This is a genomic window from Chelatococcus sp. GCM10030263 (assembly GCF_042666455.1).
Taxonomy (GTDB): domain Bacteria; phylum Pseudomonadota; class Alphaproteobacteria; order Rhizobiales; family Beijerinckiaceae; genus Chelatococcus.
The window spans coordinates 891,950-911,754 of sequence record NZ_JBHTDB010000005.1 but is presented as its reverse complement, the minus strand read 5'-3'; the positions used below and the strand labels follow the sequence as shown (position 1 = coordinate 911,754).

At 65.8% G+C, this 19,805-nt stretch carries 20 protein-coding genes; 13 read left to right on the top strand and 7 right to left on the bottom strand.

Annotated features, from left to right (window positions below; all coding sequences use genetic code 11):
* The first annotated feature begins 6 nt into the window (after positions 1 to 6).
* The gene (locus ACFQU1_RS14425) at positions 7 to 1,599 is read left to right on the top strand and encodes an ABC transporter substrate-binding protein (RefSeq protein WP_378133660.1); all 1,593 of its coding nucleotides are present in this window, start codon (positions 7 to 9) and stop codon (positions 1,597 to 1,599) included.
* A 126-nt stretch (positions 1,600 to 1,725) separates the two neighbouring features.
* The gene (locus ACFQU1_RS14420) at positions 1,726 to 2,163 is read left to right on the top strand and encodes a DUF1772 domain-containing protein (protein WP_378133658.1); all 438 of its coding nucleotides are present in this window, start codon (positions 1,726 to 1,728) and stop codon (positions 2,161 to 2,163) included.
* A gap of 25 nt (positions 2,164 to 2,188) precedes the next feature.
* On the opposite strand, the gene ACFQU1_RS14415 is transcribed toward ACFQU1_RS14420, so the two are convergent.
* The gene (locus tag ACFQU1_RS14415) at positions 2,189 to 2,584 is read right to left on the bottom strand and encodes a DUF1801 domain-containing protein (RefSeq protein WP_378133656.1); all 396 of its coding nucleotides are present in this window, start codon (positions 2,582 to 2,584) and stop codon (positions 2,189 to 2,191) included.
* A 509-nt stretch (positions 2,585 to 3,093) separates the two neighbouring features.
* Between ACFQU1_RS14415 and ACFQU1_RS14410 the strand changes: the two genes are divergently transcribed.
* The 10 genes from ACFQU1_RS14410 (at position 3,094) to ACFQU1_RS14365 (ending at position 13,135) form a co-directional block, all read left to right on the top strand.
* On the top strand, positions 3,094 to 3,921 hold the full coding sequence (locus ACFQU1_RS14410) for a nickel-binding protein (RefSeq protein ID WP_378133654.1): 828 nt from the start codon (positions 3,094 to 3,096) through the stop codon (positions 3,919 to 3,921).
* Positions 3,922 to 4,541: 620 nt separating this feature from the next.
* Entirely contained in the window at positions 4,542 to 6,176 is a 1,635-nt protein-coding gene (locus tag ACFQU1_RS14405) for an adenylate/guanylate cyclase domain-containing protein (RefSeq protein WP_378133652.1), read from the top strand.
* Between the two features lie 423 nt (positions 6,177 to 6,599).
* Complete coding sequence (locus ACFQU1_RS14400) at positions 6,600 to 8,363, top strand: thiamine pyrophosphate-dependent enzyme (protein WP_378133650.1); 1,764 nt, start codon at positions 6,600 to 6,602, stop codon at positions 8,361 to 8,363.
* 16 nt (positions 8,364 to 8,379) lie between these two features.
* Positions 8,380 to 8,787, top strand: a complete 408-nt coding sequence (locus ACFQU1_RS14395) for a four-helix bundle copper-binding protein (RefSeq protein ID WP_378133648.1) — start codon at positions 8,380 to 8,382, stop codon at positions 8,785 to 8,787.
* A gap of 62 nt (positions 8,788 to 8,849) precedes the next feature.
* A complete protein-coding gene (locus ACFQU1_RS14390) occupies positions 8,850 to 9,044 on the top strand; it encodes a hypothetical protein (RefSeq protein ID WP_378133646.1) in 195 nt (64 codons plus the stop codon).
* A 13-nt stretch (positions 9,045 to 9,057) separates the two neighbouring features.
* Positions 9,058 to 9,267: a hypothetical protein gene (locus ACFQU1_RS14385; protein WP_378133644.1), complete on the top strand. Its 210-nt coding sequence runs from the start codon at positions 9,058 to 9,060 to the stop codon at positions 9,265 to 9,267.
* 298 nt (positions 9,268 to 9,565) lie between these two features.
* Positions 9,566 to 9,928 (top strand): hypothetical protein, encoded by a 363-nt coding sequence (locus ACFQU1_RS14380; RefSeq protein WP_378133642.1) that lies wholly within the window; start codon positions 9,566 to 9,568, stop codon positions 9,926 to 9,928.
* A gap of 13 nt (positions 9,929 to 9,941) precedes the next feature.
* Positions 9,942 to 10,367, top strand: coding sequence for a phage holin family protein (locus ACFQU1_RS14375; RefSeq protein WP_378133640.1), 426 nt, complete (start codon positions 9,942 to 9,944; stop codon positions 10,365 to 10,367).
* On the top strand, positions 10,345 to 11,949 hold the full coding sequence (locus tag ACFQU1_RS14370) for a DUF3618 domain-containing protein (RefSeq protein WP_378133638.1): 1,605 nt from the start codon (positions 10,345 to 10,347) through the stop codon (positions 11,947 to 11,949). The genes ACFQU1_RS14375 and ACFQU1_RS14370 overlap by 23 nt, the downstream gene beginning before the upstream one ends.
* 70 nt (positions 11,950 to 12,019) lie before the next feature.
* Complete coding sequence (locus ACFQU1_RS14365) at positions 12,020 to 13,135, top strand: YihY/virulence factor BrkB family protein (RefSeq protein ID WP_378133636.1); 1,116 nt, start codon at positions 12,020 to 12,022, stop codon at positions 13,133 to 13,135.
* A gap of 15 nt (positions 13,136 to 13,150) precedes the next feature.
* Here ACFQU1_RS14365 and ACFQU1_RS14360 read toward each other — a convergent pair whose 3' ends face one another.
* Complete coding sequence (locus ACFQU1_RS14360) at positions 13,151 to 14,275, bottom strand: alkene reductase (RefSeq protein ID WP_378134066.1); 1,125 nt, start codon at positions 14,273 to 14,275, stop codon at positions 13,151 to 13,153.
* Positions 14,276 to 14,464: 189 nt separating this feature from the next.
* Between ACFQU1_RS14360 and ACFQU1_RS14355 the strand changes: the two genes are divergently transcribed.
* Positions 14,465 to 14,641: a peptide ABC transporter permease gene (locus ACFQU1_RS14355; protein WP_378133634.1), complete on the top strand. Its 177-nt coding sequence runs from the start codon at positions 14,465 to 14,467 to the stop codon at positions 14,639 to 14,641.
* A gap of 6 nt (positions 14,642 to 14,647) precedes the next feature.
* Here the strand turns inward: ACFQU1_RS14355 and larB are convergent, their stop codons facing one another.
* From larB to ACFQU1_RS14330, 5 genes are all read right to left on the bottom strand, one after another.
* Complete coding sequence (gene larB, locus ACFQU1_RS14350; protein WP_378133632.1) at positions 14,648 to 15,310, bottom strand: nickel pincer cofactor biosynthesis protein LarB; 663 nt, start codon at positions 15,308 to 15,310, stop codon at positions 14,648 to 14,650.
* On the bottom strand, positions 15,307 to 16,095 hold the full coding sequence (locus ACFQU1_RS14345; protein ID WP_378133630.1) for an adenine nucleotide alpha hydrolase: 789 nt from the start codon (positions 16,093 to 16,095) through the stop codon (positions 15,307 to 15,309). The genes larB and ACFQU1_RS14345 overlap by 4 nt, the downstream gene beginning before the upstream one ends.
* Complete coding sequence (locus ACFQU1_RS14340; RefSeq protein WP_378134063.1) at positions 16,085 to 17,299, bottom strand: LarC family nickel insertion protein; 1,215 nt, start codon at positions 17,297 to 17,299, stop codon at positions 16,085 to 16,087. Before ACFQU1_RS14340 ends, ACFQU1_RS14345 begins: the two co-directional genes overlap by 11 nt.
* A gap of 65 nt (positions 17,300 to 17,364) precedes the next feature.
* A complete protein-coding gene (gene larA / locus ACFQU1_RS14335; RefSeq protein WP_378133628.1) occupies positions 17,365 to 18,660 on the bottom strand; it encodes a nickel-dependent lactate racemase in 1,296 nt (431 codons plus the stop codon).
* 168 nt (positions 18,661 to 18,828) lie between these two features.
* Complete coding sequence (locus ACFQU1_RS14330; RefSeq protein WP_378133626.1) at positions 18,829 to 19,785, bottom strand: D-2-hydroxyacid dehydrogenase family protein; 957 nt, start codon at positions 19,783 to 19,785, stop codon at positions 18,829 to 18,831.
* Between the last annotated feature and the right edge of the window lie 20 nt (positions 19,786 to 19,805).

Below are 19,805 nucleotides of genomic sequence, written 5' to 3'. Positions count from 1 at the left end.
GAATCAATGAAGGCTCGAATTCTCGCCATTGCCGCCGCCGTGATCGCCTTCTCCGCAACCGCATCCCAGGCGAAGACCCTGGTCTTCTGTTCGGAAGGCAATCCGGAATCGCTCAATCCGCAGCTCGTCACGACGACCACCGGCATGAACGCCGGGCGGCCGATGTTCAACAATCTCGTCGAATTCGTTCCCGGAACGACGCGCGTCGGGCCGGCGCTCGCCGAGAGCTGGACGGTGTCGGAGGACGGAACGGAATATACGTTCCGCTTGCGCCGCGGCATCAAATTTCATTCCAACGCCGTGTTCAAGCCGACGCGGGAGTTCAACGCCGACGACGTCCTGTTTTCCTTCAACCGCCAGTGGAAGCCGGACCACCCCTTCCACAATACCTCCGGCGAAAGCTACGACTATTTCCGCGATCTCGGCATGCCCGAGCTCCTGGAATCGGTCGAGAAGTTGGACGACCGGACCGTGCGCATTCGCTTGACCCGGGCCGAGGCGCCTTTCCTCGCCGATGTGGCGATGCCCTTCAATGCCATCCTCTCGGCCGAATACGGCGAACAGCTCCTGAAGATGGGCCAGCCCGAGCAGCTCGACCGCGAACCGATAGGCACCGGCCCCTTCACCTTCGCCGGCTATCAGCGTGATGTCAGCGTGCGCTACCGGGCCTTCGCCGATTACTGGCAGGGCCGTCCCGCCGTCGACACGCTCGTGTTCTCGATCACGCCCAATCCGGCGGTGCGGCTCGCCAAGCTCCGCGCCGGCGAATGCCACATCATGGCCTTTCCCGATCCGGCGGACCTCAAGACGATCACCGACGATCCGGAACTCACCCTGCTGCAGCAGGAGGGCCTCAATGTCGGCTATCTGGCGATGAACACCGGACGGCCGCCCTTCAATGACCTGAGGGTGCGCCGGGCCATCAATATGGCGATCGACAAGCGCGCCATCATCGATGCCGTCTACCAGGAGACCGGCACGGTCGCGAAAAACCCCATCCCGCCGACCATGTGGTCCTACAACGAAACGATCGTCGACTATTCATACGATCCGGAAGCCGCCCGGCGCCTGCTCGCCGAGGCTGGCTACCCGCAGGGCCTTTCGACCGACTTGTGGTACATGCCGGTCAGCCGCCCCTATAACCCCAATGGCCGCCGGGTCGCTGAAATGATCGAGGTCGATCTCGCGCGCATCGGCATTCACGTCAATCTCGTCACCGAGGAATGGAACACCTATCGCGTCAAGCTCCAGGCCGGCGTGCCATCGCTCGCGCTCTACGGCTGGACGAGCGACAACGGCGATCCCGACAATTTCCTCCACCTTCTGCTCGGCTGCGCGACGGCGCGCCCAGGCGGCAACAACATCGCCAAATGGTGCAACCCCGCCTATGACGATCTCGTCTCGCGCGCCAAGGTCATCACCGATCAGGCGCAACGCGAGCGGCTCTACGGCGTTGCCCAAGCCATCTTCAGAGACGATGCGCCCTGGGTGCCGCTCGCCCATTCCGTGGTCTTCATGGCGCTGCGCAAGGAGGTCACCGGCTTCCGCATCGATCCGATCGGCCGCCATCTCTTCGAGGGCGTGGACCTGGTGCAGTGATGCCGATCGGGTGAAACCCTCTCGAGGGCCGAAGGCCAAAACCTTGGCCGAGGAAAGCATAGCGGCTGGCGGGCGGATGTGGGATCGTGCCGAGCCATGCTCACTCGATGGCTCGGAGAATAGCGGATGATCGGACTTCTGGCTCTATCGAGTGCAGCGATATTCTTCGGCGCCGCGATCTATATCAATATAGCCGAGCAGCCCGCCAGGCTTAAACTGGACGACCGTGCCGCATTGATGCAATGGGGACCAGCTTACAAGCGCGGCTTTGCTATGCAAGCCTCGCTTGCAGTTGTGTCCGGGCTGCTGGGCCTTTCGGCGTGGTGGTTGAGCGGCGATCTGCTGTGGGTGCTCGGCGCCGCCTTCATCCTCGCCAACTGGCCCTATACGGTGCTCGTCATCATGCCGGTCAATCGTCGCTTGGAGGCGATGGTCGCCGACAACCCACATAGCGAAGCTCGCTTATTGCTCGTGCAGTGGGGAAAGCTCCACGCCTGGCGCAGCGTCCTCGGTGGCGTCGCGACCTTGGTCTATTTCCTCGCCCTGGTGCCCACTGTCTCCTAGGCTGGGCGTCAGGAGCCACAACCGATTATCGGGCTGAAGACCTGTTCAGGGCTACAGCAGCACGTATGAGCGCCATGAAGGCATTCTCGTCGATGTCATCATCCTCCCGGAGATCGATGGCGCGCCTGGTGTTGCCTTCAAGGCTGGAGTTGAAAAGGCCTGAGGGATCGTCGAGCGAGGCGCCCTTGGCGAAAGTCAACTTCACGACGCTCTTGTAGGTCTCGCCGGTGCAGATCAGCCCATCGTGAGACCACACCGGAACGCCCCTCCATTTCCACTCCTCGACCACATCCGGGTCCGCCTGCTTGATGAGAGCGCGGATACGGGAGAGCGTCTCGCCCCGCCAGTCGTCAAGTTCCTTGATCCGCGCGTCGATCAGCCGAGATGGGGATTCGCCCTCGCTGGCAGCATTCTTTTTCATCGCCTGTGCAGTTCCTCTGTTCTTCTCTCGGGCGGCAGGCAGGACTCATAAGACGATCGCCACTTTGAATCCACCTGGAGCTGCGGCCACTCGGGACCTGCGATGGGTCGCGAGAACGGAAACGGCGGCCCGGTTAGCGCGCACGTATCTCGTTGGAGTCGTCAGCGCCGTAGTTCCTCCACATGGGCCCCGAGAGCCCGCTGAGACTGGCGTGCGAGCAGGACTGGCAGGCAGGGATATGAAGTCGCAAGATTGTTACAAGCGCACCCAACGGGACGAAATAAAGCAAAGAGTGACGAAATTGCCGTGCAATGCACATCGGCCAGAATGCCTCATGAAGCGGAGGCGACTCGCTTGAAGCTCCAAGGCACCCCGGGTCTGCGGAACGTCAGCCCGTACGATGTCCAGCCCAGCGGGGCGAGCCCTCAAGGGCCATCGATCTGCCGTGATCCGTCGCGGCCCCAGGCCAAGATTTACATGGCCAACATTTAGATGGGGAGGAGACGACAATGCCGATCTTCCTAGACCGCCATGACATGAAGGGGACGAACGCAATCGAGGTTGCGGAGGCGCATCTCAAAGATGTGTCGATACAGGATCGCTATGGCGTGAAGTTCATGACCTATTGGTTCGACGAAGAGCGCGGGACCGTCTTCTGTCTGATCGATGCCCCCGATCAAGAGACGGCTCAGCGCGTCCATCACGAGGCCCATGGGCATGTCGCCGGAGAAGTCATCCAAGTTGCCCTCTCTGCGGTAGAGGCCTTTCTGGGTCGCATCAGCGACCCCCAACCCTCCTCTCAGTCGGAAAATCGCAATCTTGAACCGGCACATCGCGTCATCATGTTTACCGACATCGTCGGATCCACCGAAATGACCGCCAGGCTGGGCGACCGGGCGGCAACCGAACTTGTTCGGGTCCATGATGCCTTCGTGCGGCGCGCGCTTGCGCACCATGAAGGACGCGAGGTCAAGCACCTCGGCGATGGAATCATGGCGGTGTTCGACGCGAGCGAAGCAGCATTGGCATGCGCTAGAGACATCCAAATTTCTCTGAATGCCTATAACCGGGCAAGCACGGAGCCGATTCACATTCGCATCGGCCTCGATTGTGGCGAGCCGGTCGAAGACAGTCGCGATTTGTTCGGGTCGACCGTCCAATGCGCTGCACGAATGTGCACGGAGGCCGAGCCGGATCAGATCCTGATATCGGCTAATATTCGTGCGGAATGCTCTGCTACGTTCAAGCTGACCGATAGAGGCTTCAAATACCTGAAGGGATTCCAACAGCCCATTCAAGCCTTCCAACTCGAATGGCGATTAGATGAAGCGGTTTGATTAGGCAATTGTTCAGGTAGTGAGGCGGCGTCGGACACGAACGTTGTTGGTTTGAGCTTGAAACGGCCGGGACTACCGTGCGTGCCAACGCCGTGCCTGCTCGATCTCCAGCCCCACGGGCGGAGATCGTCGTCGCGGTGCTCCTGTCGTTCCCGCTCGCCGGTCAATCCGCAGACCGCGCTATGCGGAAATCTTTCTGACACATCCGTAGTAACGATACTCCTATAGAGACCCTCGGCGTCCGCTCATGCGCGCCACGTCGCCGAGCACGAGCTGGATGTTGCCTTTATGGGACGTCGCTCAGAGCCCTGCGCACCCCTTCTCGCCACCACCGCCACTCAGACGATGCTGGGAGCGCTCGCCCTGCCGCTTGGCCTTGCGGTTTCAGCTTGGCTGATGACGCGCGCCGGTACGCGCCTCTCTGATGGCAGTTCAGAAGGCCGGCGCGTTCTCGACCGATCACCGCCAATGCCTCGCGCCGCAAGATTGTTACAAGCGCACCCAAGCGGACGAAACAAAGCAAAGAATGACGAAATTGCCGTGCAATGCGCATGGGCCAGAGTGCCTCATGAAGGGGAAGCGACTCGCTTGGGCACCGCTTCAAGACTTCGAGGCACACCATGGGTACGTTCGGCCAAATCAGCCCGTTCAATCTCCAGCCCACGCGGGCGGGGATCGTCGTTGCGGTGCTCGTGTCGTTCCTGCTCGCCGGTTTGCCTGCCGCCGTCTGGCTCGATCTGAGAGCCCTCTCGGAAGGCATGCTGCGTAGTCAGGCGACCGAGATCGACGCCCTCATCGACGAAATGCGCAGCTACTATTCGAGCGAGGTCGTCGGACGCCTCAACAGCGAGGGCATCCACGGCAGCGCCGCCAAGGACGCCAACGCCAGCCTGGAACTGCCGATGCCGACAGCGATGTCCGTCGAGCTCGGCAAGCGCATCAGTGCGCGCGACGGCGCGGTGAAGTTCCGTGTGTTCTCCGACTTCCCCTTCAAGGGCCGTCCGGGCCACGCGATCGACGCCTTCGAGCGGCGCGCACTCAACAGCCTGCGCCGCAACGCGAGCGTGCCTGTCATCGAGTCGACCGGATCGCTGTTCGACCACACGGTGCGGCGGGCGACGCCGATCATCATGGGGCCGGCTTGCGTCAGCTGCCACAACGCCCATCCGGACAGCCCGAAGCGCAACTGGAATGTCGGCGACGTGCGCGGCATCCAGGAAGTCACGGTTCACCGGCCGATTGCGGCGAGCGTCTTCACCTTCAAATATCTGCTCGTCTATTTCGCCGTGGTGGCGGCGCTCGGGCTGGCCTTCATCCTGATGCAGAACCGCCAGGCCAATCTCATCCGGGCGATGAACCGCGAGCTCACCCAGACCAATGCCTTCCTCGGCTCGGTCTCCGCGAAGATCGCGCGCTATATCTCGCCGCAGATCTATAAGAGCATCTTCAGCGGCGCGAAGGACGCGGCGCTGACCACCGAACGCAAGAAGCTCACCATCTTCTTCTCGGACATCAAGGACTTTACGGCGCTCACCGAACGCCTGCAGCCTGAAGACCTGACCACGGTGCTGAACGAATATTTCACCGAGATGTCGACGATCGCCCTCAAGCACGGCGCGACGATCGACAAGTTCATCGGCGACGCCATTCTGCTGTTTTTCGGTGACCCCGAGACGCGTGGCGTCAAGGAGGATGCGGAGGCCGCGGTCAGGATGGCGATCGAGATGCAGGCTTCGCTCGAGCGGCTGAACGGCGAGTGGCACCGGCGCGGCATCGACGTGCCGATCCGGGTGCGCATGGGCATCAACACTGGCTTCTGCAATGTCGGCAATTTCGGCAGCGACAAGCGCATGGACTACACGATCATCGGCGCCGAAGCGAACCTCGCCGCGCGCCTTCAGACGATCGCGCAGCCCGGCAGCATCGTCCTGAGCTACGAGACTTATGCGCTGGTGCGCGACGTCGTGCGGGCCGATGCACTCGCGCCGATCGCCGTCAAAGGCATCAGCCGCGAAGTGGTGCCCTATGTGGTGCGGGGCCTGCGTCAGGAAGCCATCGAGCAGCCGAGCGTCATCTGCGAGCAGAGCCAGGGCATCGACATCTTCCTCGATGTCGATGCGCTCGACGCAATGACGGCCGACCGCACGCGCAAGCTCCTGCAAAGCGCACTGACGGCGCTCGACAGCCGCGTGGCGCCGGAGGCCGTGCTGCTGCGCGAGAAGAAAGCGTCAGCGCGGGTCAGCGTGCCCGGCTGAGCGCCTGTGAGGCGACCGGCGGTCCCGCGCCGACCGCCGGTGCCTCCTATCCAATCCCGCGAAGCGCTGAGGCTCGGTCCTGAGCCTCAGCGTAGCCTTATGTTCAAGCCCCAGCACGTTTTTTTGGCTCGCGACGAAACCTTCGCCGGTCGCGACGGGTTCACAAGCATGCCGTCACCATGGGCGCGCCGGGCGGTACCGGTCGCCCCGGCATCACCGTGCCATGCCACCGGGCCCGAGCCGGCCGTACGCGGCCCGGCCCTCACCAGTCGGACACGCGCACTCACGGCTGACACAGGGCTTTCGAGGGCGTCAGGGTCGCGGATCGGGAACTTCGGCCGTTCCGGCCAGCAGGAGGAGCCTATGAAGGCCGTTGTCTTCCATGCCATCGGCGATATCCGCCTCGAAGCGGCGGAGTAAGCGATGCCGACCACAGCAGACATCCTCGTCGACACGCTGATCGACTGGCAGGTGAAAGTCGTCTTCGGCCTGCCGGGCGACGGCATCAACGGGATCATGGAGGCGCTCAGGACGCGCCAGGACAAGATCCGCTTCATCCAGGTGCGGCACGAAGAATCAGCGGCCTTCATGGCCTCAGCCTATGCCAAATGGACGGGCGGGCTCGGCGTTTGCCTCGCCACGTCCGGCCCCGGCGGGACGCATCTCCTCACGGGGCTCTATGACGCCAAGCTCGACCAGGCGCCGGTGCTCGCCATTACCGGCATGCAATTTCACGACCTCATCGAGACCTTCACGCAGCAGGACGTGGATCTCACGCGCGTCTTCAACGACGTCACGGTGTTCAACGCCGAGGTGAGCGACGCCGCGCATGTGGAAAATCTCACCAGCCTCGCCTGCCGCTCGGCGCTCGCCAAATACGGCGTCGCGCATCTCTCGATCGCCAACGATATCCAGGAGCAGAGCCTCGGCGATGCCAAGCGCTCCAAGCGCAACCAACCCGGGCACGTGCCGAACCGCTTTTTCGAAGGGCGGCGGCTGCCGAGCGAAGCCGAACTCGACAAGGCCGCCGAGCTGTTGAACGGGGCATCGCGCGTGATGATCCTCGCCGGGCGCGGGGCTCTCGGTGCCCGCGCCGCACTCGAACGCACGGCCGAGCTTCTTGCCGCCCCCGTCGCGAAGGCGCTGCTCGGCAAGGCGGTGCTGCCGGACGACCATCCCTACACGACCGGCGGCATCGGCATTCTCGGCACCCTGCCCTCGCAGGAAGCCATGGAGCAATGCGACGCGCTGCTCATCGTCGGCTCGACCTTCCCTTACATCGAATATTATCCGAAGCCCGGTCAGGCGCGCGGGGTGCAGATCGACCGCGACGGGCAGCGCATCGGCCTGCGCTATCCGGTCGAGGCGGGGCTCGTCGGCGACGCCGAGGAAACGCTGCAGCTCCTCAACGAGCGCCTCACGCCGAAGCGGGACCGCAGCTTCCTCGAACAGGCGCAGGCGGGGATGGCGCGCTGGCGCGCGATGATGAAGACGGCCGAGGGAAAGACGGACATGCCGCTGCGGCCACAGGTGGTGGCGCGCGCCTTCGGCGAGCGGCTCCCGGATGACGCGGTGCTCGTGACGGACTCCGGCCAGAACACGGAGCTCGGCGCGCGCCATGTGGACTTGCGCGACGGCCAGGCCTTTGGCGTCTCCGGCGCCCTCGCCTCAATGGCCTGCGGCCTGCCCTATGCGATCGCCGCCGGCATCGCCTTTCCCGGCCGGCCGATCTTCGCCATCGTCGGCGACGGCGGCTTTGCCATGCAGCTCGGCGAATTCTCGACGGCCGTGCGCTACAAGATCCCGCTCAAGCTTCTGGTCATCAAGAACAACATGCTGAACCAGATCGCCTGGGAGCAGATGATGTTCTTGGGGAATCCGCAGTTCGGCTGCGAGTTGCAGCCGATCGACTTCGCGATGGCGGCGGAAGCGATGGGTGGCATCGGCTTCTCCGTCAGCCGTCCGGAGGACGTCGGGAACGTTCTCGACCGCGCCTTTTCGGCCGAGGGGCCGGTGGTCATCGAGGCGGTGGTGGACGCAGCCGAGCCGATGATGCCGCCGAAAATGCCACCCGATTACGCAAAGAACTTCAAGAAGGCCCTGCCCGAGACCCCCGGCCACGAGCAGATCGAGGCGATGATCGCCGAAGAGCCACTGAAGACCATGATGAATTCGGGCTCGAGCTGAAGCATAGGAGAGCACAATGCATGTCGAAACGATGATTTCAACACATCCGCATGTGCGCGGTAACGTGAACAATGCGCTCGTCGATTGCATCCAGAAATGCCTCGACTGCGCGCAGACCTGCACCATCTGCGCGGACGCCTGCCTCGGCGAGGACATGGTGGCGGAGCTTCGCCAGTGCATCCGGCTCAATCTCGATTGCGCCGACATCTGCGCGGCTGCCGGGATGATCGGCGCACGACGCACCGGCTCCAACGAGACTGTCATACGCCAGACATTGCAGGCCTGTGCCGAAGCCTGCCGGCTCTGCGGCGAGGAATGTGGCCATCACGCCGAGCAACATGAGCATTGCCGCGTCTGCGCAGAGGTTTGCCGCGAATGCGAGCAGGCCTGCAATGCGGCCGTTCAGTCCATCGGCATGCACTGAGCAGCATTTGGGAAGACTTAGCCGGCGGGCGGATCCGCCGGTCGCCAATGGAAGGATTGTCGATGACCAGTAAAGCTCCACCGGTGCCGCCGGCCAGCCGCAGCGACAAAGGGACCGGCGAGAACAGGGATGCGCCTAAGGGCGCTGGTAAGAACGAGGCGCCGACATCGGCGCAGGTCGAAGATCCCGACAAGAAGGGCCAGGCGGGCAATACCAAGGTGAACACCACCAATCAAGGCTATCAGCAGGATCGCTGAGGAGAGGACGACCATGTCAACCTCGACGAAGACGAAGGCAAGCATTCGCCAGGGCGGTCCGGGCGCTTCGCACGAAAATGCCAAGAAGCCGCTCGAGATCAAAAAGCCGCCGGCCGACGACGAGATGAAGCACCGCAGCCGCGTCTCGGGCGGCGGCGGCGAGGGCGACGTGCATCACACGCACGATCCCGAAAAGAAGGGCGGCGGTACGCGCCCGGCCTGAGTTGCGCCGCTCACGGCGGCGGGGCTGAAGGCAGACACCGCCCCTTCGAGGAAGGGATCGGCGGGGCGGCACGGCCGCCGATTCAGGGGCGCAGCGCCCTGACGCGCTCCTCGATGCATATCCTTGGATTCTCGGAACATTTCGAGGGTCCACGGGTTCTCAGAGCACGAGGCCACGCCCGGATACCGCGCTCGATGAGCGGCGGACAAGAAAAACGTGGCTCCATCATCCCCCGATGTTCAATGGTGACTTTCATCACCCCCGGCGAATACATCGGCAAACAGGCGGAACGACCGACATGGAACCTCAAGCCAATGTCAAAGACCAGGCGCGGCATTTCGCCGAGCAGCAGAAGGACGCCGGCGCCGAGCAGATCGGCAGCATGGCCGGAGCCATTCATGGCGCCGCGCATGAACTCGAAGACCAGATGCCCAAGGCCGCGGCCTATGTGCATGACGCGGCCGCGCGGATCGAGAGTGCGGCCCAAAGCCTGCGCGAGCGTAACGTCGACGAAATCGTCCAGAACCTCAACAGCTTCGCCCGCTCGCAGCCGGCAGCCTTCTTTGGTGGAGCGATGCTCGCGGGCTTCGCGATCTCCCGCTTCCTGAAGAGTTCGGGTCCGACCCCGGGCCAAGACCGCCAAGAAAATCGCCAAGCCTGAGGAGGGATGCGTCATGGCATATGCGCACAACAACGGCCGTTCGATCCCGGAACTGTTCACCGAGGTGGTGACACAGCTTACGACCCTCCTGCGCAAGGAAGGGCAGCTCGCGCGCGCCGAGATCGTGGAAAATGTCGGCAAGGTGGCGGCGGGGCTCGGCCTCATCGTCGGCGGCGCCGTCCTCCTCATCCCCGGGCTCGTGGTGGTGCTGCAGGCGGTGGTTGCCGCGCTGATCGCGAACGGCATGCAGCCCTACTGGGCGGCTGCCATCGTCGGTGGCGTGGTGCTCGTCGTCGGGCTCATCCTGCTCATGGTCGGCATGAACCGGCTCAAGGGGGACAGAATGATCCCGAGCCGCACAATCAACCAGCTCCAGCAGGACGCAACCGTCGCCAAGGAACAAGTGAGGCAGCGCCATGACTTACACCGAGCAGCTTGAACGTGAAGCCGAACAGACCCGGAATGAGCTCGCCGGTACGCTCGACGAGCTCCGGACGCGTATTTCGCCGGGCAATGTCGTCGATCAGCTCGTCGACTACGCGCAGGAAGGCAGCGGCGGCGAATTTTTCCGCAATCTGAAGCGTCAGACCGTCGCCAATCCCCTGCCGGTGACCTTGGTCGGCGCGGGTCTTGCTTGGTTGATGATCGCCGGCAGAAAAAACGGTCACGCTCATGCGAGCGACGACGAGCGCGCGAGCAGCTATGCGGAAATGGGGCCGGACATGCTGGGCTATCGCCCGGACGGCGAGAACCCAGCCGACAAAGCCTCGTCATCCTCGATGGTTGGCTCCGCGGCTGACAAGGCCCGGTCGGCGACGCAGGCCGTCGGGGATGGCGCATCGAGCGCCTATGGATCGGCAGCCGACAAGACGCGATCGACCGCGCGGGCCGTAGGCGATACGGCCGCCGACGTGCGCGATCGCGCAGCGGGTGCGGCCCGCTCCACGGCATCCTCGATCAAGGACACCGCCTCCTCTACCTATGGCGCGGCATCGAGCGCCTACGAAACCGCGACCGATACCGCCGCACGCACGGCGGCTTCAGTGGCGGGCTCGGCCCGTCAGGTCGGGCGCGGCGCGGCGACCACCAGCCGCAACTTCGTCGATTTCTGCCGCGACCAGCCGCTGGTGCTCGCCGGCATCGGCGTCGCACTCGGCGCAGCGCTCGGCGCCCTCTTGCCCGCGACCAAGGCGGAAGACGAGCTGATGGGCGAGGCGAGCGAAAGCACCAAGAAGGGCGTTCGCGAAGGCGTCGCCGACGCCTACGACAAGGTGGCGGCGGTGACCGAACGCGCGGCCGACGCCGCCCGGGAAGAGGCCGACAAGCAGGGCCTGACCCAGATGGCTGAAGGCGCGGCCCAAGCAGCAGGAATGCCGAAAGGCAGCCTGTCGGGCGAAAGCGCGAAGCAGGAGGGCTCTAAACAGGAGGGCTCCAAACACGAAACCTCCCGGCAGGAGGGTGGCAAATCGGATATGGCCGGCGGCATGGCCCGTGCCAGCGAGCCGGTCCGTAACCCACCGTCACCGCAGACCGGCACTAGCCCAAGCGCTAAGCCGGAATTGGCCAAGGGCATGAGCGAAGCGAGCGAGCCGGTCCGCAACCCACCGTCGCCGCAGACCGGCACGAGCCCGAGCGCCAAGCCGGAACTGGCCAAGGGCATGAGCGAAGCGAGCGAGCCGGTCCGCAACCCACCGTCGCCGCAGACCGGCACGAGCCCGAGCGCCAAGCCGGAACTGGCCAAGGGCATGAGCGAAGCGAGCGAGCCCGTCCGCAACCCACCGTCGCCGCAGACCGGCACGAGCCCGAGCGCCAAGCCGGACTTGGCCAAGCCGGACTTGGCGGAGGGCATGAGTCAAGCCTCCGGCGAACCGGGCGGCGCGCAAGGCGCCAAGCCGGGCCAGAGCAGGACGAGCCGGACGCCGGGCAGCCAGACGAAATCCGACGAGACGGCACCGGTGCCACCGCCGGGCAGCGACGGCCCGTGGAAGCGGCCAGGTAGCTCCGGGCCACTCGGCCGCTGAGCACCACGACAACGGCAGCGGGCCGGCCTCAAGGGTCGGCCCGCGCCGCTTCTCCTGAAGGGAACATCTCATGAGCGTGGGTGACGCCCGCCACTGGCAGGCTATGCCGGAGGGCGGTGAGCGGGTGCCGCTATGGGTCACGGCTGTAACGGTCGTGCTGCTCGTCGGCGGTTTCAACAGTCGCGGCAACGCCCGCGGGCGCCCCGCGGAGGGACCCAACGGTGCTCGCGCCAGCACCGGCCATGATCGCGGCCGCCATGCCACCACGCCGTCGGAGATTCCGGCCCGCGGCTGGAAGGACATCGGTCTGCGGGTTTACAGAAACATCTCGACGCATCGCGTGCTCGCGATCGCCGCCGGCGTGACCTTCTATTCCATTCTCGCCATCTTTCCCGCCATCGCCGCACTCGTCTCGCTTTATGGGCTCTTCGCCGATGCCGGGACGATCGGTGCGCAACTCGACCAAGTGGCGGGCGTGCTGCCGAGCGGAGCGATCGACGTCCTGCGCGAGCAGATGACGCGGGTCGCTTCCCAAGGCGGCGGCACGCTGGGGCTCACCTTCGCCATCGGCCTCCTGGCCGCGCTCTGGAGCTCCAACGCCGGGATGAAGGCGCTGTTCGATGCCTTGAACGTCGTCTATGGCGAGGAGGAAAAGCGCGGCTTCTTCAAGCTCAATGCGGTTTCGCTCGCCTTCACCACCGGGGCGATCCTGTTCCTGCTCGTCGCAATGGCGGCTGTCGTCGTGTTGCCGGTCGCGCTCAATTTCGTGGGTCTCGGTGGGGCGAGCGATCTTCTCATCCGGCTCGTGCGCTGGCCACTGTTGCTCGTGGCGATCATTCTGGCGCTCGCCGTCCTCTATCGCTACGGCCCGAGCCGCGACCTGCCGCGCTGGCGCTGGACGACCTGGGGCAGTGCCTTCGCGGCGGTCGCCTGGGTCATCGCGTCGATCCTCTTCTCCTGGTACGCGGCCAATTTCGGCAGCTATAACGAAACCTACGGCTCACTGGGTGCCGTCATCGGCTTCATGATCTGGATCTGGATCTCGGCGATCGTCATCCTGGTCGGCGCCGAACTCGACGCCGAGATGGAGCATCAGACGGCGCGCGACACGACTGTCGGCCAACCGCGTCCGCTCGGCCGGCGCGGCGCGGCCGTGGCGGATACGGTTGGCGCCTCGCAGGGGTGACGCGGCCCCGTCCGTCTATTCCGCCGCCTTGGCCGCGTCGAGCGCCGGATAATCGATATAGCCCTCGACCCCACCACCGTAGAATGTCGCGCGGTTATAGGGATTGAGCGGCGCCCCGCGCCGCAGGCGCTCCGGCAAGTCCGGATTCGCGATAAACAACCGGCCGAAGGCGATAGCGTCGGCCTTGCCCTCCGCCACCGCAGCCTCCGCCGTGTCGGCCCTGAAATTGCCGGCGGCGATCAAGACATTCGGCCAGATCGGCCGGAAGAGCTCAGCCGCCGAGGGCACGTCCTTGTGGTCGACTTCCGCCTGGCCGGCGCCGCTCGCCCGCGGCTCGATGAGGTGGAGATAGCCGAGCCGAAGCTTGGCGAGTTCCCGGATCACGTGGCTGTAGAGCGGCATGGGATCGGCCTCGCCGCTGTCATTGGCGATGCCGAAGGGCGACAGGCGGATGCCGACGCGCTCGGGCCCCCAAACGCCGGCGACCGCGCTCGCCACCTCGACGACGAGCCGCGCGCGGTTCTCGATGGAGCCGCCATAGGCGTCGGTACGCTGATTGGTGCGGCTCTGCAGAAACTCCTCCAGGAGATAGCCGTTGGCGCCGTGGATCTCGACGCCGTCGAAACCGGCGGCCTCGGCATTGCGCGCGGCGGTCGCGTAGCTTTCCACGAGCGCCGGGATCTCGGCCGTCTCCAAGGCCCGCGGCGTCTCAAAGGGTACCCGCTCGAAGGAGGCGGTGAAGGCATTGCCCGCGGCGGCAATGGCGGAGGGCGCCACCGGCAGGGCGCCGGCCGGCTGATGGGAGGAATGCGAGATCCGCCCGACATGCCAAAGCTGCAGGAAAATCAGTCCGCCCTCGGCGTGTACGGCGTCCGTCACGTCTCGCCAGCCGGCGATCTGTTCCGGAGAATGGATGCCCGGCGTCGCCGGCATGCCCTGGCCACTCGGCGAGATCTGCGTGCCTTCAGCAATGATGAGCCCACCCTTGCTGGCGCGCTGGCGGTAATATTCGACATTGAGCGCATGCGGCACATTGCCGGGCCGGCCAGCGCGCATGCGCGTGAGCGGCGCCATGACGACGCGGTGGCTCAGTTCGTGGGAACCGATGGAAAGGGGCGAGAACAGCGACGGCAAGGTCAGATCTCCTGCGGGATGCGGTGCGGATGCCGCTCGTATGAGTGGTATAAGGCCACCCGCAGCCTCTCGGAAGGGCTTCTTCAGCGCGCGACCTTACGCCTCGATCGGCCTCGTTCTCCTCCTGCTCGACACGAGCCGTTCTCCGGAACAGGCCGCCGATCGCGGCGTTGTCCCTCGTAAGGGAGCATCCATATGGCCGATCGCATGACCGACGATCGCAAGCCCGAACAGCCGACGACGATCTCGGGGCAGGACGCCCGTCAGGGCGAAATCATCCTGCGCACGCGCACGCGACGCCTCATCTTCATCGCGGGACTCGCGGCCGTTGTTATTCTCGCGCTGCTCTGGCGCATCGGCGTTTTCGGATGAAGTTGATCAGCTCCGAGCACCGGCCCGGAGCAGCTTGATCGCCGCCGCCGCCGCGCCGAAGCCGTTGTCGATATTGACGGCCACGACGCCCGGCGCGCAGCTGCCCAGCGCCGAATGAAGCGCAAGGGTTCCGCCCGCGCCGACGCCGTAGCCGACCGATGTCGGAACGGCGATGACGGGGGCCGCGACCAATCCGCCGAGCACGCTGAACAGCGCGCCCTCCATGCCGGCCACGGCGATGATCACCCGAAACGCGGCAATGTCCGACATGCGGTCGAGCAGGCGCCAGAGGCCGGCGACGCCGACGTCGGCAATGACCGGGCTCGCATAGCCGCAAAAGGCGAGCGTGCGGGCCGCCTCACGCGCCACCGGCAGGTCCGACGTGCCGGCGGCAACGATACCGACGCCGGCGATGGCCGCGGCAGGGTTGGGAACCTCGCCATAAAAGGCGGTGGCCGACAGCGAGTCGTAATCCAGGCGCTGGCGCGTGGCGGGCGAAAGGCTCGCAAAGAGCGGCTCGGCGAGGCGCGTCAGCAGCAGCGAATGGCCGGCTTCCTCGGCCGCCGCGAGCGCCGCCTCGATCTGGGCTGCGCTCTTGGAGGCGCAGAGCACCGCCTCGGGCACGCCGGTGCGCGCCTGGCGGGCCCAATCCATGACGAGGTCGCTCATGGTGCAGCCCTCAGGAAGGCGGCGCCGCGCTTATAGGGACGCACACCCGCAAAGCGCCGGCCGGCGCCTGCGCAGAGCGCCTCGGCCGTTTCCCGCACCTTTGCGTCGGCGGCATCGTCGAGCTCGATGACGATGCCGGCATGGGTCACCCGGCAGCGAAGCGTCGCGCCGGCCGGCAGCAGGGCCGCGATGCGGGTCTCTGTCTCGTCGATGAAGGCGAGATCCTCGGCCGAAATGGCGATGCCCGTCTCGACGCGGCTCGCGAGGCAGGGCTGCGCCGGCAGCTCCGCGACTTCGTCGAGCCCGAGCCGGTGCGCGAGGCGCCGCACATCGGCCTTGGCGAGTTCGGCCTCGACGAAGGGATGCACCACGTCGCGCTCGGCCGCGGCGAGGAGGCCCGGACGATAGTCGCCGAGGTCGTCGAGATTGGCGCCCGAGGCGATCGTCGCAGGAGTGATCGCGCGGATGCGATCATAAAGGCTGGACTTGCAGAAATAGCAGCGGTCGACCGGATTGGCGCGATAGCGCGGATCGTCGAACTCGCCCGCGCCGGTGACGGAAAGTGCCCAGCCCTCTGCCGCGGCCCGCGCCTTGACACGCTCGGTCGCGGCCTGTGGCACGGCGGGCGAGACCGCATGGATCATGCTGACCGTACCGGCCGGCATCCGACGATGGGCTGTCGCGGCAAGCGTCATGCTGTCCACGCCGCCGCTGACGGCAATGGCAAGGCTGCCGTGGCGGGCGAGTGCCGCCGCAAGCTTCTCTGCGAGCGCGTCAGTGCTCACGGTCATCCTCCGCGCCGCGCTGCAGGCGCCGCCGCACGGCGAGCGGCTGGCCGGCGAGATCGTCGCTCTCCGCCTTGCGCGTGACTGCGCCACCGGGTCTCACGACCGCCTTGCGCCGCAAGCTGCGGCCCTCGCGCGTGACGCTCTCCTGCGTGCGTGGCAAGACGCGGCGCTGCTCCATATGCCACCTCAGGCCGATGGTCGAAGTCTCCACCAGGCATTGCTCGGAGACCGCGTCGAGCGCCTCGGGCTTGACCAGCAGGCGGAAGGTGGTGAGTGGCCGGCCCTTCTTGCCGAATTGCTGGCCGAGCGCGAGATCGAGAACTCCGGCAAGCTGCCTCAACCGCTCGGCCGCCTCACCGATCTCCTCGCCGGTCATGTCGTCGATGTCGAAGGAGAGCACCGCGACCTGATCGGAGGTGCCCTCGCCCGCCTCGAAGACGAGCGCCCGCAGGATATTGGGCATGCCTGGCAGGCTGCGGGTGCCCGCGCCGGTGCCCTCGGCGAGGAGGCGGCCGGCCGCGCGGCGGCTCTCAGCCTTCAGATGTCGCAGGATGGCTGCGCCGGTCGGGGTGACCCGCTCGCCGCTGATGCCGTCGTCGCGGAAGGCAAAGCCCTTGAGGATCTGCGCGGTCGCCGGCGCCGGAACCGGCAGCAATCCGTGCTGCGTCTTCACGAGGCCGCCGCCCCGCGGCAGCTCGGAGACGCTCCAGCTCGCATCCCCCAGGGTCGCGATAATGCTCCCGGCCGCGACCACGTCCATGAGCGAATCCCAGTCGGCGATCTCGTGGAAATGAACGTCCTCCACGGACACGCCATGGATATGGGCTTCGGCCTCGGCCAGCACCGTCAAGATGCCGATGGCCTGTTCGGCCGTGCCCGGTGCGAGCTCGGCGGCGGCAATGCGCTGACGCAGGTCGCGGAAGCTGCCGTGACCGTGATCGTGATCTCGCTGCCCCGGCCCGTGATGCCGATGGTCGTGCGCATGCCGGCCGTGATGGTGATCATGGTCGTGATGATGGTGGTCGTGCTGGTCGTGAGGCTCGCCGCGATGTGCCTCGCCCGCCCCGCCATCGAGCCCGAAGCGCAGCGCACGCACGCCGCCGCTCGCGCCGGCCTCGAGATGCGGTGCAACGTCCGTCGGCAGCACCGCGCGGCAATCGGCCAAGACGCGGGATTGGAGTTCCGGCAGGGCATCGAGCATGGCTGCAACGAACATATCGCCGGCGATACCGCCGACGGTGTCGAGATGGATATGGCGTGCGCCCATCAGCCTGCGTGCACCGGCACCACGTAGGGTCCCTCGGGAATGACGGCAACGGCGGGATCGCCGGAGCGGGCGATGCTCGCCGCCACCGCCTCGTTCACCGACGGAATGATCTCGACGCCGGTGATGCGCCGCTCCTCGGTGTCGAGGCCGGTGGTGTAGAGCTGGATGCGGCCGACGCGCATGGGCTTCAGCTGCATCTCCGTCTGCCACTCGTCGACTTCCGCCAGCGTCTTGGCCGTGAGCGTGGCCAGGAATTTTTCGGGGCCGAGCTCGACGAGGCGCGCCTGGGCTTCGCGGAATTCCGCCGAGCCGAAGCCTTCCGAGCATTCGGAGGCGATGATGAGCGTGCCACCCGGCTCCAGGATGTCGAGGGGCGTCACCATGCCCTTGACGGTCTGATAATAGGTCTTGTCGAGCGGATAGCCGGCGGAGGTCGTCACCACCGTCTTGAAGCGGCGCGGAACGGGAATGCGCGTCGCGCCTTGCACGAAGTCGACGGCCGCCAGATGGCTTGCGATGATCTCGCCGAAGGTGACATGGACGAGGTGGCGATCCTCGTCGATGACCGTATTGAGCGCATAGATCTCGCCGATCATGCGCACGATCTCGAGCTGCTCCTCGTGCAGAGGATTACCGACGAGATTGCACTGGACGGCGAGCGGATCTTCCATGAAGCGGGCGGAATGGAAGGTGCGGATGGTCTCGTGGCCGGCCACACCCGGCGCCACGACCTTGCGCCCGCCGGACCAACCGGCCATGAAATGCGGCTCGACGAGCCCGGTCGCGATCTTGAGATCGGCTTCCATGAAGCGCCGGTCGATCTTGACGGGCGTGCCGCGCGTCGCCGTCCGCCCGAGGTCGACATGCTCGTCGTCATTGCGCGCGAAATGATTGGCGACGGTGACATTGGCGGTGACCCAGGGGTCGCCGACGAGCTCTTCGAGTTCCGCGCCCTCATTCGGCCGGTGCAGGCCCGTGGCGACGAGCACCGTGATGCGGTCGAGCGGAATGCCGCCGGCCTGCAGGGTCTCGATCATCGGCCTGAGGAAGAGGCCGTTCGGCACCGGCCGGGTGATGTCGCAGATAAGGATGCAGGCGCTCTCACGCCCCCGCGCGAGCTCGCTCAGGGGGGCAGCACCGATCGGCGCGGCGAAGGCTTGGCCGATGGCCCCCGCCGGGTCTGCGAGCTTCGGCAGCTCCGCCTTGCGGATGACCAGCGGTTTCGCGCCCTCCGGCAGATCCACCGAAATATGCGAGCGGCCGAAGAGAAGCGGTATGGAGCGATCGGTGTTCATCAAAGCGGGTCCGGTGATCTCAGCGCATGCGTCGGTCGCGCGAGCGGAGCATCGCGCCTCGATCAAACGGCTTTTCAAGCTGGTTTGCTTCTGCGCGGCTCCGGCCCGACGACCGATCGCCGACGACCATATCACCGGAAAGCGCGCAAGCCCATCAGCGGCGGCTAATTAACCCAGGGTGTTGAGCGGCCGGATGACGCGGCCGTCGAGAAAGGCCTCGATGTCCTCGAGGGTGTCGCCATAGACGAGCCGGTAGTTCTGCTCGACGACATAGCCGATGTGCGGCAGCACGATCACATTGTCGAAACCGCGCAGCGGGTGATCCGCCGGCAGCGGCTCCTGGTCGTAGACATCGAGCGCCGCACCGGCGATCCGCCCTTCGCGGAGGTGGGCAAGAAGGGCCGCCTCGTCGATGATCGGCCCGCGCGAGGTGTTGATCAGCATGGCGGTCGGCTTCATCAGCGCGAGTTCCTCGCGACCAAGCAGGCCGCGGGTGCGCTCCGACAGCTTGAGGTGAATGGAGACGACATCCGCCTGCGCCAGCAGCTCGTTCTTGGGGACGAGCACGGCGCCGTGCTCGGCGGCGCTCTCGGCGGTCAGGTTCTGGCTCCAGGCCAGCACCTTCATGCCGAGAACCTCACCGAAGCGGGCCATCTGCGAGCCCAGCGAACCGAGGCCGAGCAATCCGAGCGTCTTGCCGTGAAGGCCGGTGCCGAGCGTCGTCTGCCAGCGACCTTCGCGCATCGCGCGGTCCTCGGCAGGGATATGCCGGGCGAGCGCAATCATCATGCCGAGCGCAAGCTCCGCCGTCGCGAAGGACCAGTCGCGCGTGCCGCAGACCTGGACCTTGTGCGCGGTCGCCGCATCGAGGTCGATCGCCACGTTCCACATGGCGGCGGTGACGAGCAGGCGCAGGTTCGGCAGCCGCTCGAAGAGCGCGCGCGGAAACTTGGTCCGTTCGCGCACCATCATGACGGCGGCGAAGGGCTTCAGCCGCTCGGCCAGACGGTCGATGTCCGCGATATGCTCGTGGATGGCATCGACTTCCGCACGGCCCTGAAGCCGCTGCCAGTCGGCCATCTTCAGGGCGACGTTCTGGTAATCGTCGAGCAGCGCAACACGCATGTGGGTCTCCGTAAGAGCGG

Coding starts and splice junctions, on each gene's coding strand:
- ACFQU1_RS14425 (WP_378133660.1), top strand. CDS start 7: ATGAAGGCTCGAATTCTCGCCATTGCCGCCGCCGTGATCGCCTTCTCC.
- ACFQU1_RS14420 (WP_378133658.1), top strand. CDS start 1,726: ATGATCGGACTTCTGGCTCTATCGAGTGCAGCGATATTCTTCGGCGCC.
- ACFQU1_RS14415 (WP_378133656.1), bottom strand. CDS start 2,584: ATGAAAAAGAATGCTGCCAGCGAGGGCGAATCCCCATCTCGGCTGATC.
- ACFQU1_RS14410 (WP_378133654.1), top strand. CDS start 3,094: ATGCCGATCTTCCTAGACCGCCATGACATGAAGGGGACGAACGCAATC.
- ACFQU1_RS14405 (WP_378133652.1), top strand. CDS start 4,542: ATGGGTACGTTCGGCCAAATCAGCCCGTTCAATCTCCAGCCCACGCGG.
- ACFQU1_RS14400 (WP_378133650.1), top strand. CDS start 6,600: ATGCCGACCACAGCAGACATCCTCGTCGACACGCTGATCGACTGGCAG.
- ACFQU1_RS14395 (WP_378133648.1), top strand. CDS start 8,380: ATGCATGTCGAAACGATGATTTCAACACATCCGCATGTGCGCGGTAAC.
- ACFQU1_RS14390 (WP_378133646.1), top strand. CDS start 8,850: ATGACCAGTAAAGCTCCACCGGTGCCGCCGGCCAGCCGCAGCGACAAA.
- ACFQU1_RS14385 (WP_378133644.1), top strand. CDS start 9,058: ATGTCAACCTCGACGAAGACGAAGGCAAGCATTCGCCAGGGCGGTCCG.
- ACFQU1_RS14380 (WP_378133642.1), top strand. CDS start 9,566: ATGGAACCTCAAGCCAATGTCAAAGACCAGGCGCGGCATTTCGCCGAG.
- ACFQU1_RS14375 (WP_378133640.1), top strand. CDS start 9,942: ATGGCATATGCGCACAACAACGGCCGTTCGATCCCGGAACTGTTCACC.
- ACFQU1_RS14370 (WP_378133638.1), top strand. CDS start 10,345: ATGACTTACACCGAGCAGCTTGAACGTGAAGCCGAACAGACCCGGAAT.
- ACFQU1_RS14365 (WP_378133636.1), top strand. CDS start 12,020: ATGAGCGTGGGTGACGCCCGCCACTGGCAGGCTATGCCGGAGGGCGGT.
- ACFQU1_RS14355 (WP_378133634.1), top strand. CDS start 14,465: ATGGCCGATCGCATGACCGACGATCGCAAGCCCGAACAGCCGACGACG.
- larB (WP_378133632.1), bottom strand. CDS start 15,310: ATGAGCGACCTCGTCATGGATTGGGCCCGCCAGGCGCGCACCGGCGTG.
- ACFQU1_RS14340 (WP_378134063.1), bottom strand. CDS start 17,299: ATGCTCGATGCCCTGCCGGAACTCCAATCCCGCGTCTTGGCCGATTGC.
- larA (WP_378133628.1), bottom strand. CDS start 18,660: ATGAACACCGATCGCTCCATACCGCTTCTCTTCGGCCGCTCGCATATT.
- ACFQU1_RS14330 (WP_378133626.1), bottom strand. CDS start 19,785: ATGCGTGTTGCGCTGCTCGACGATTACCAGAACGTCGCCCTGAAGATG.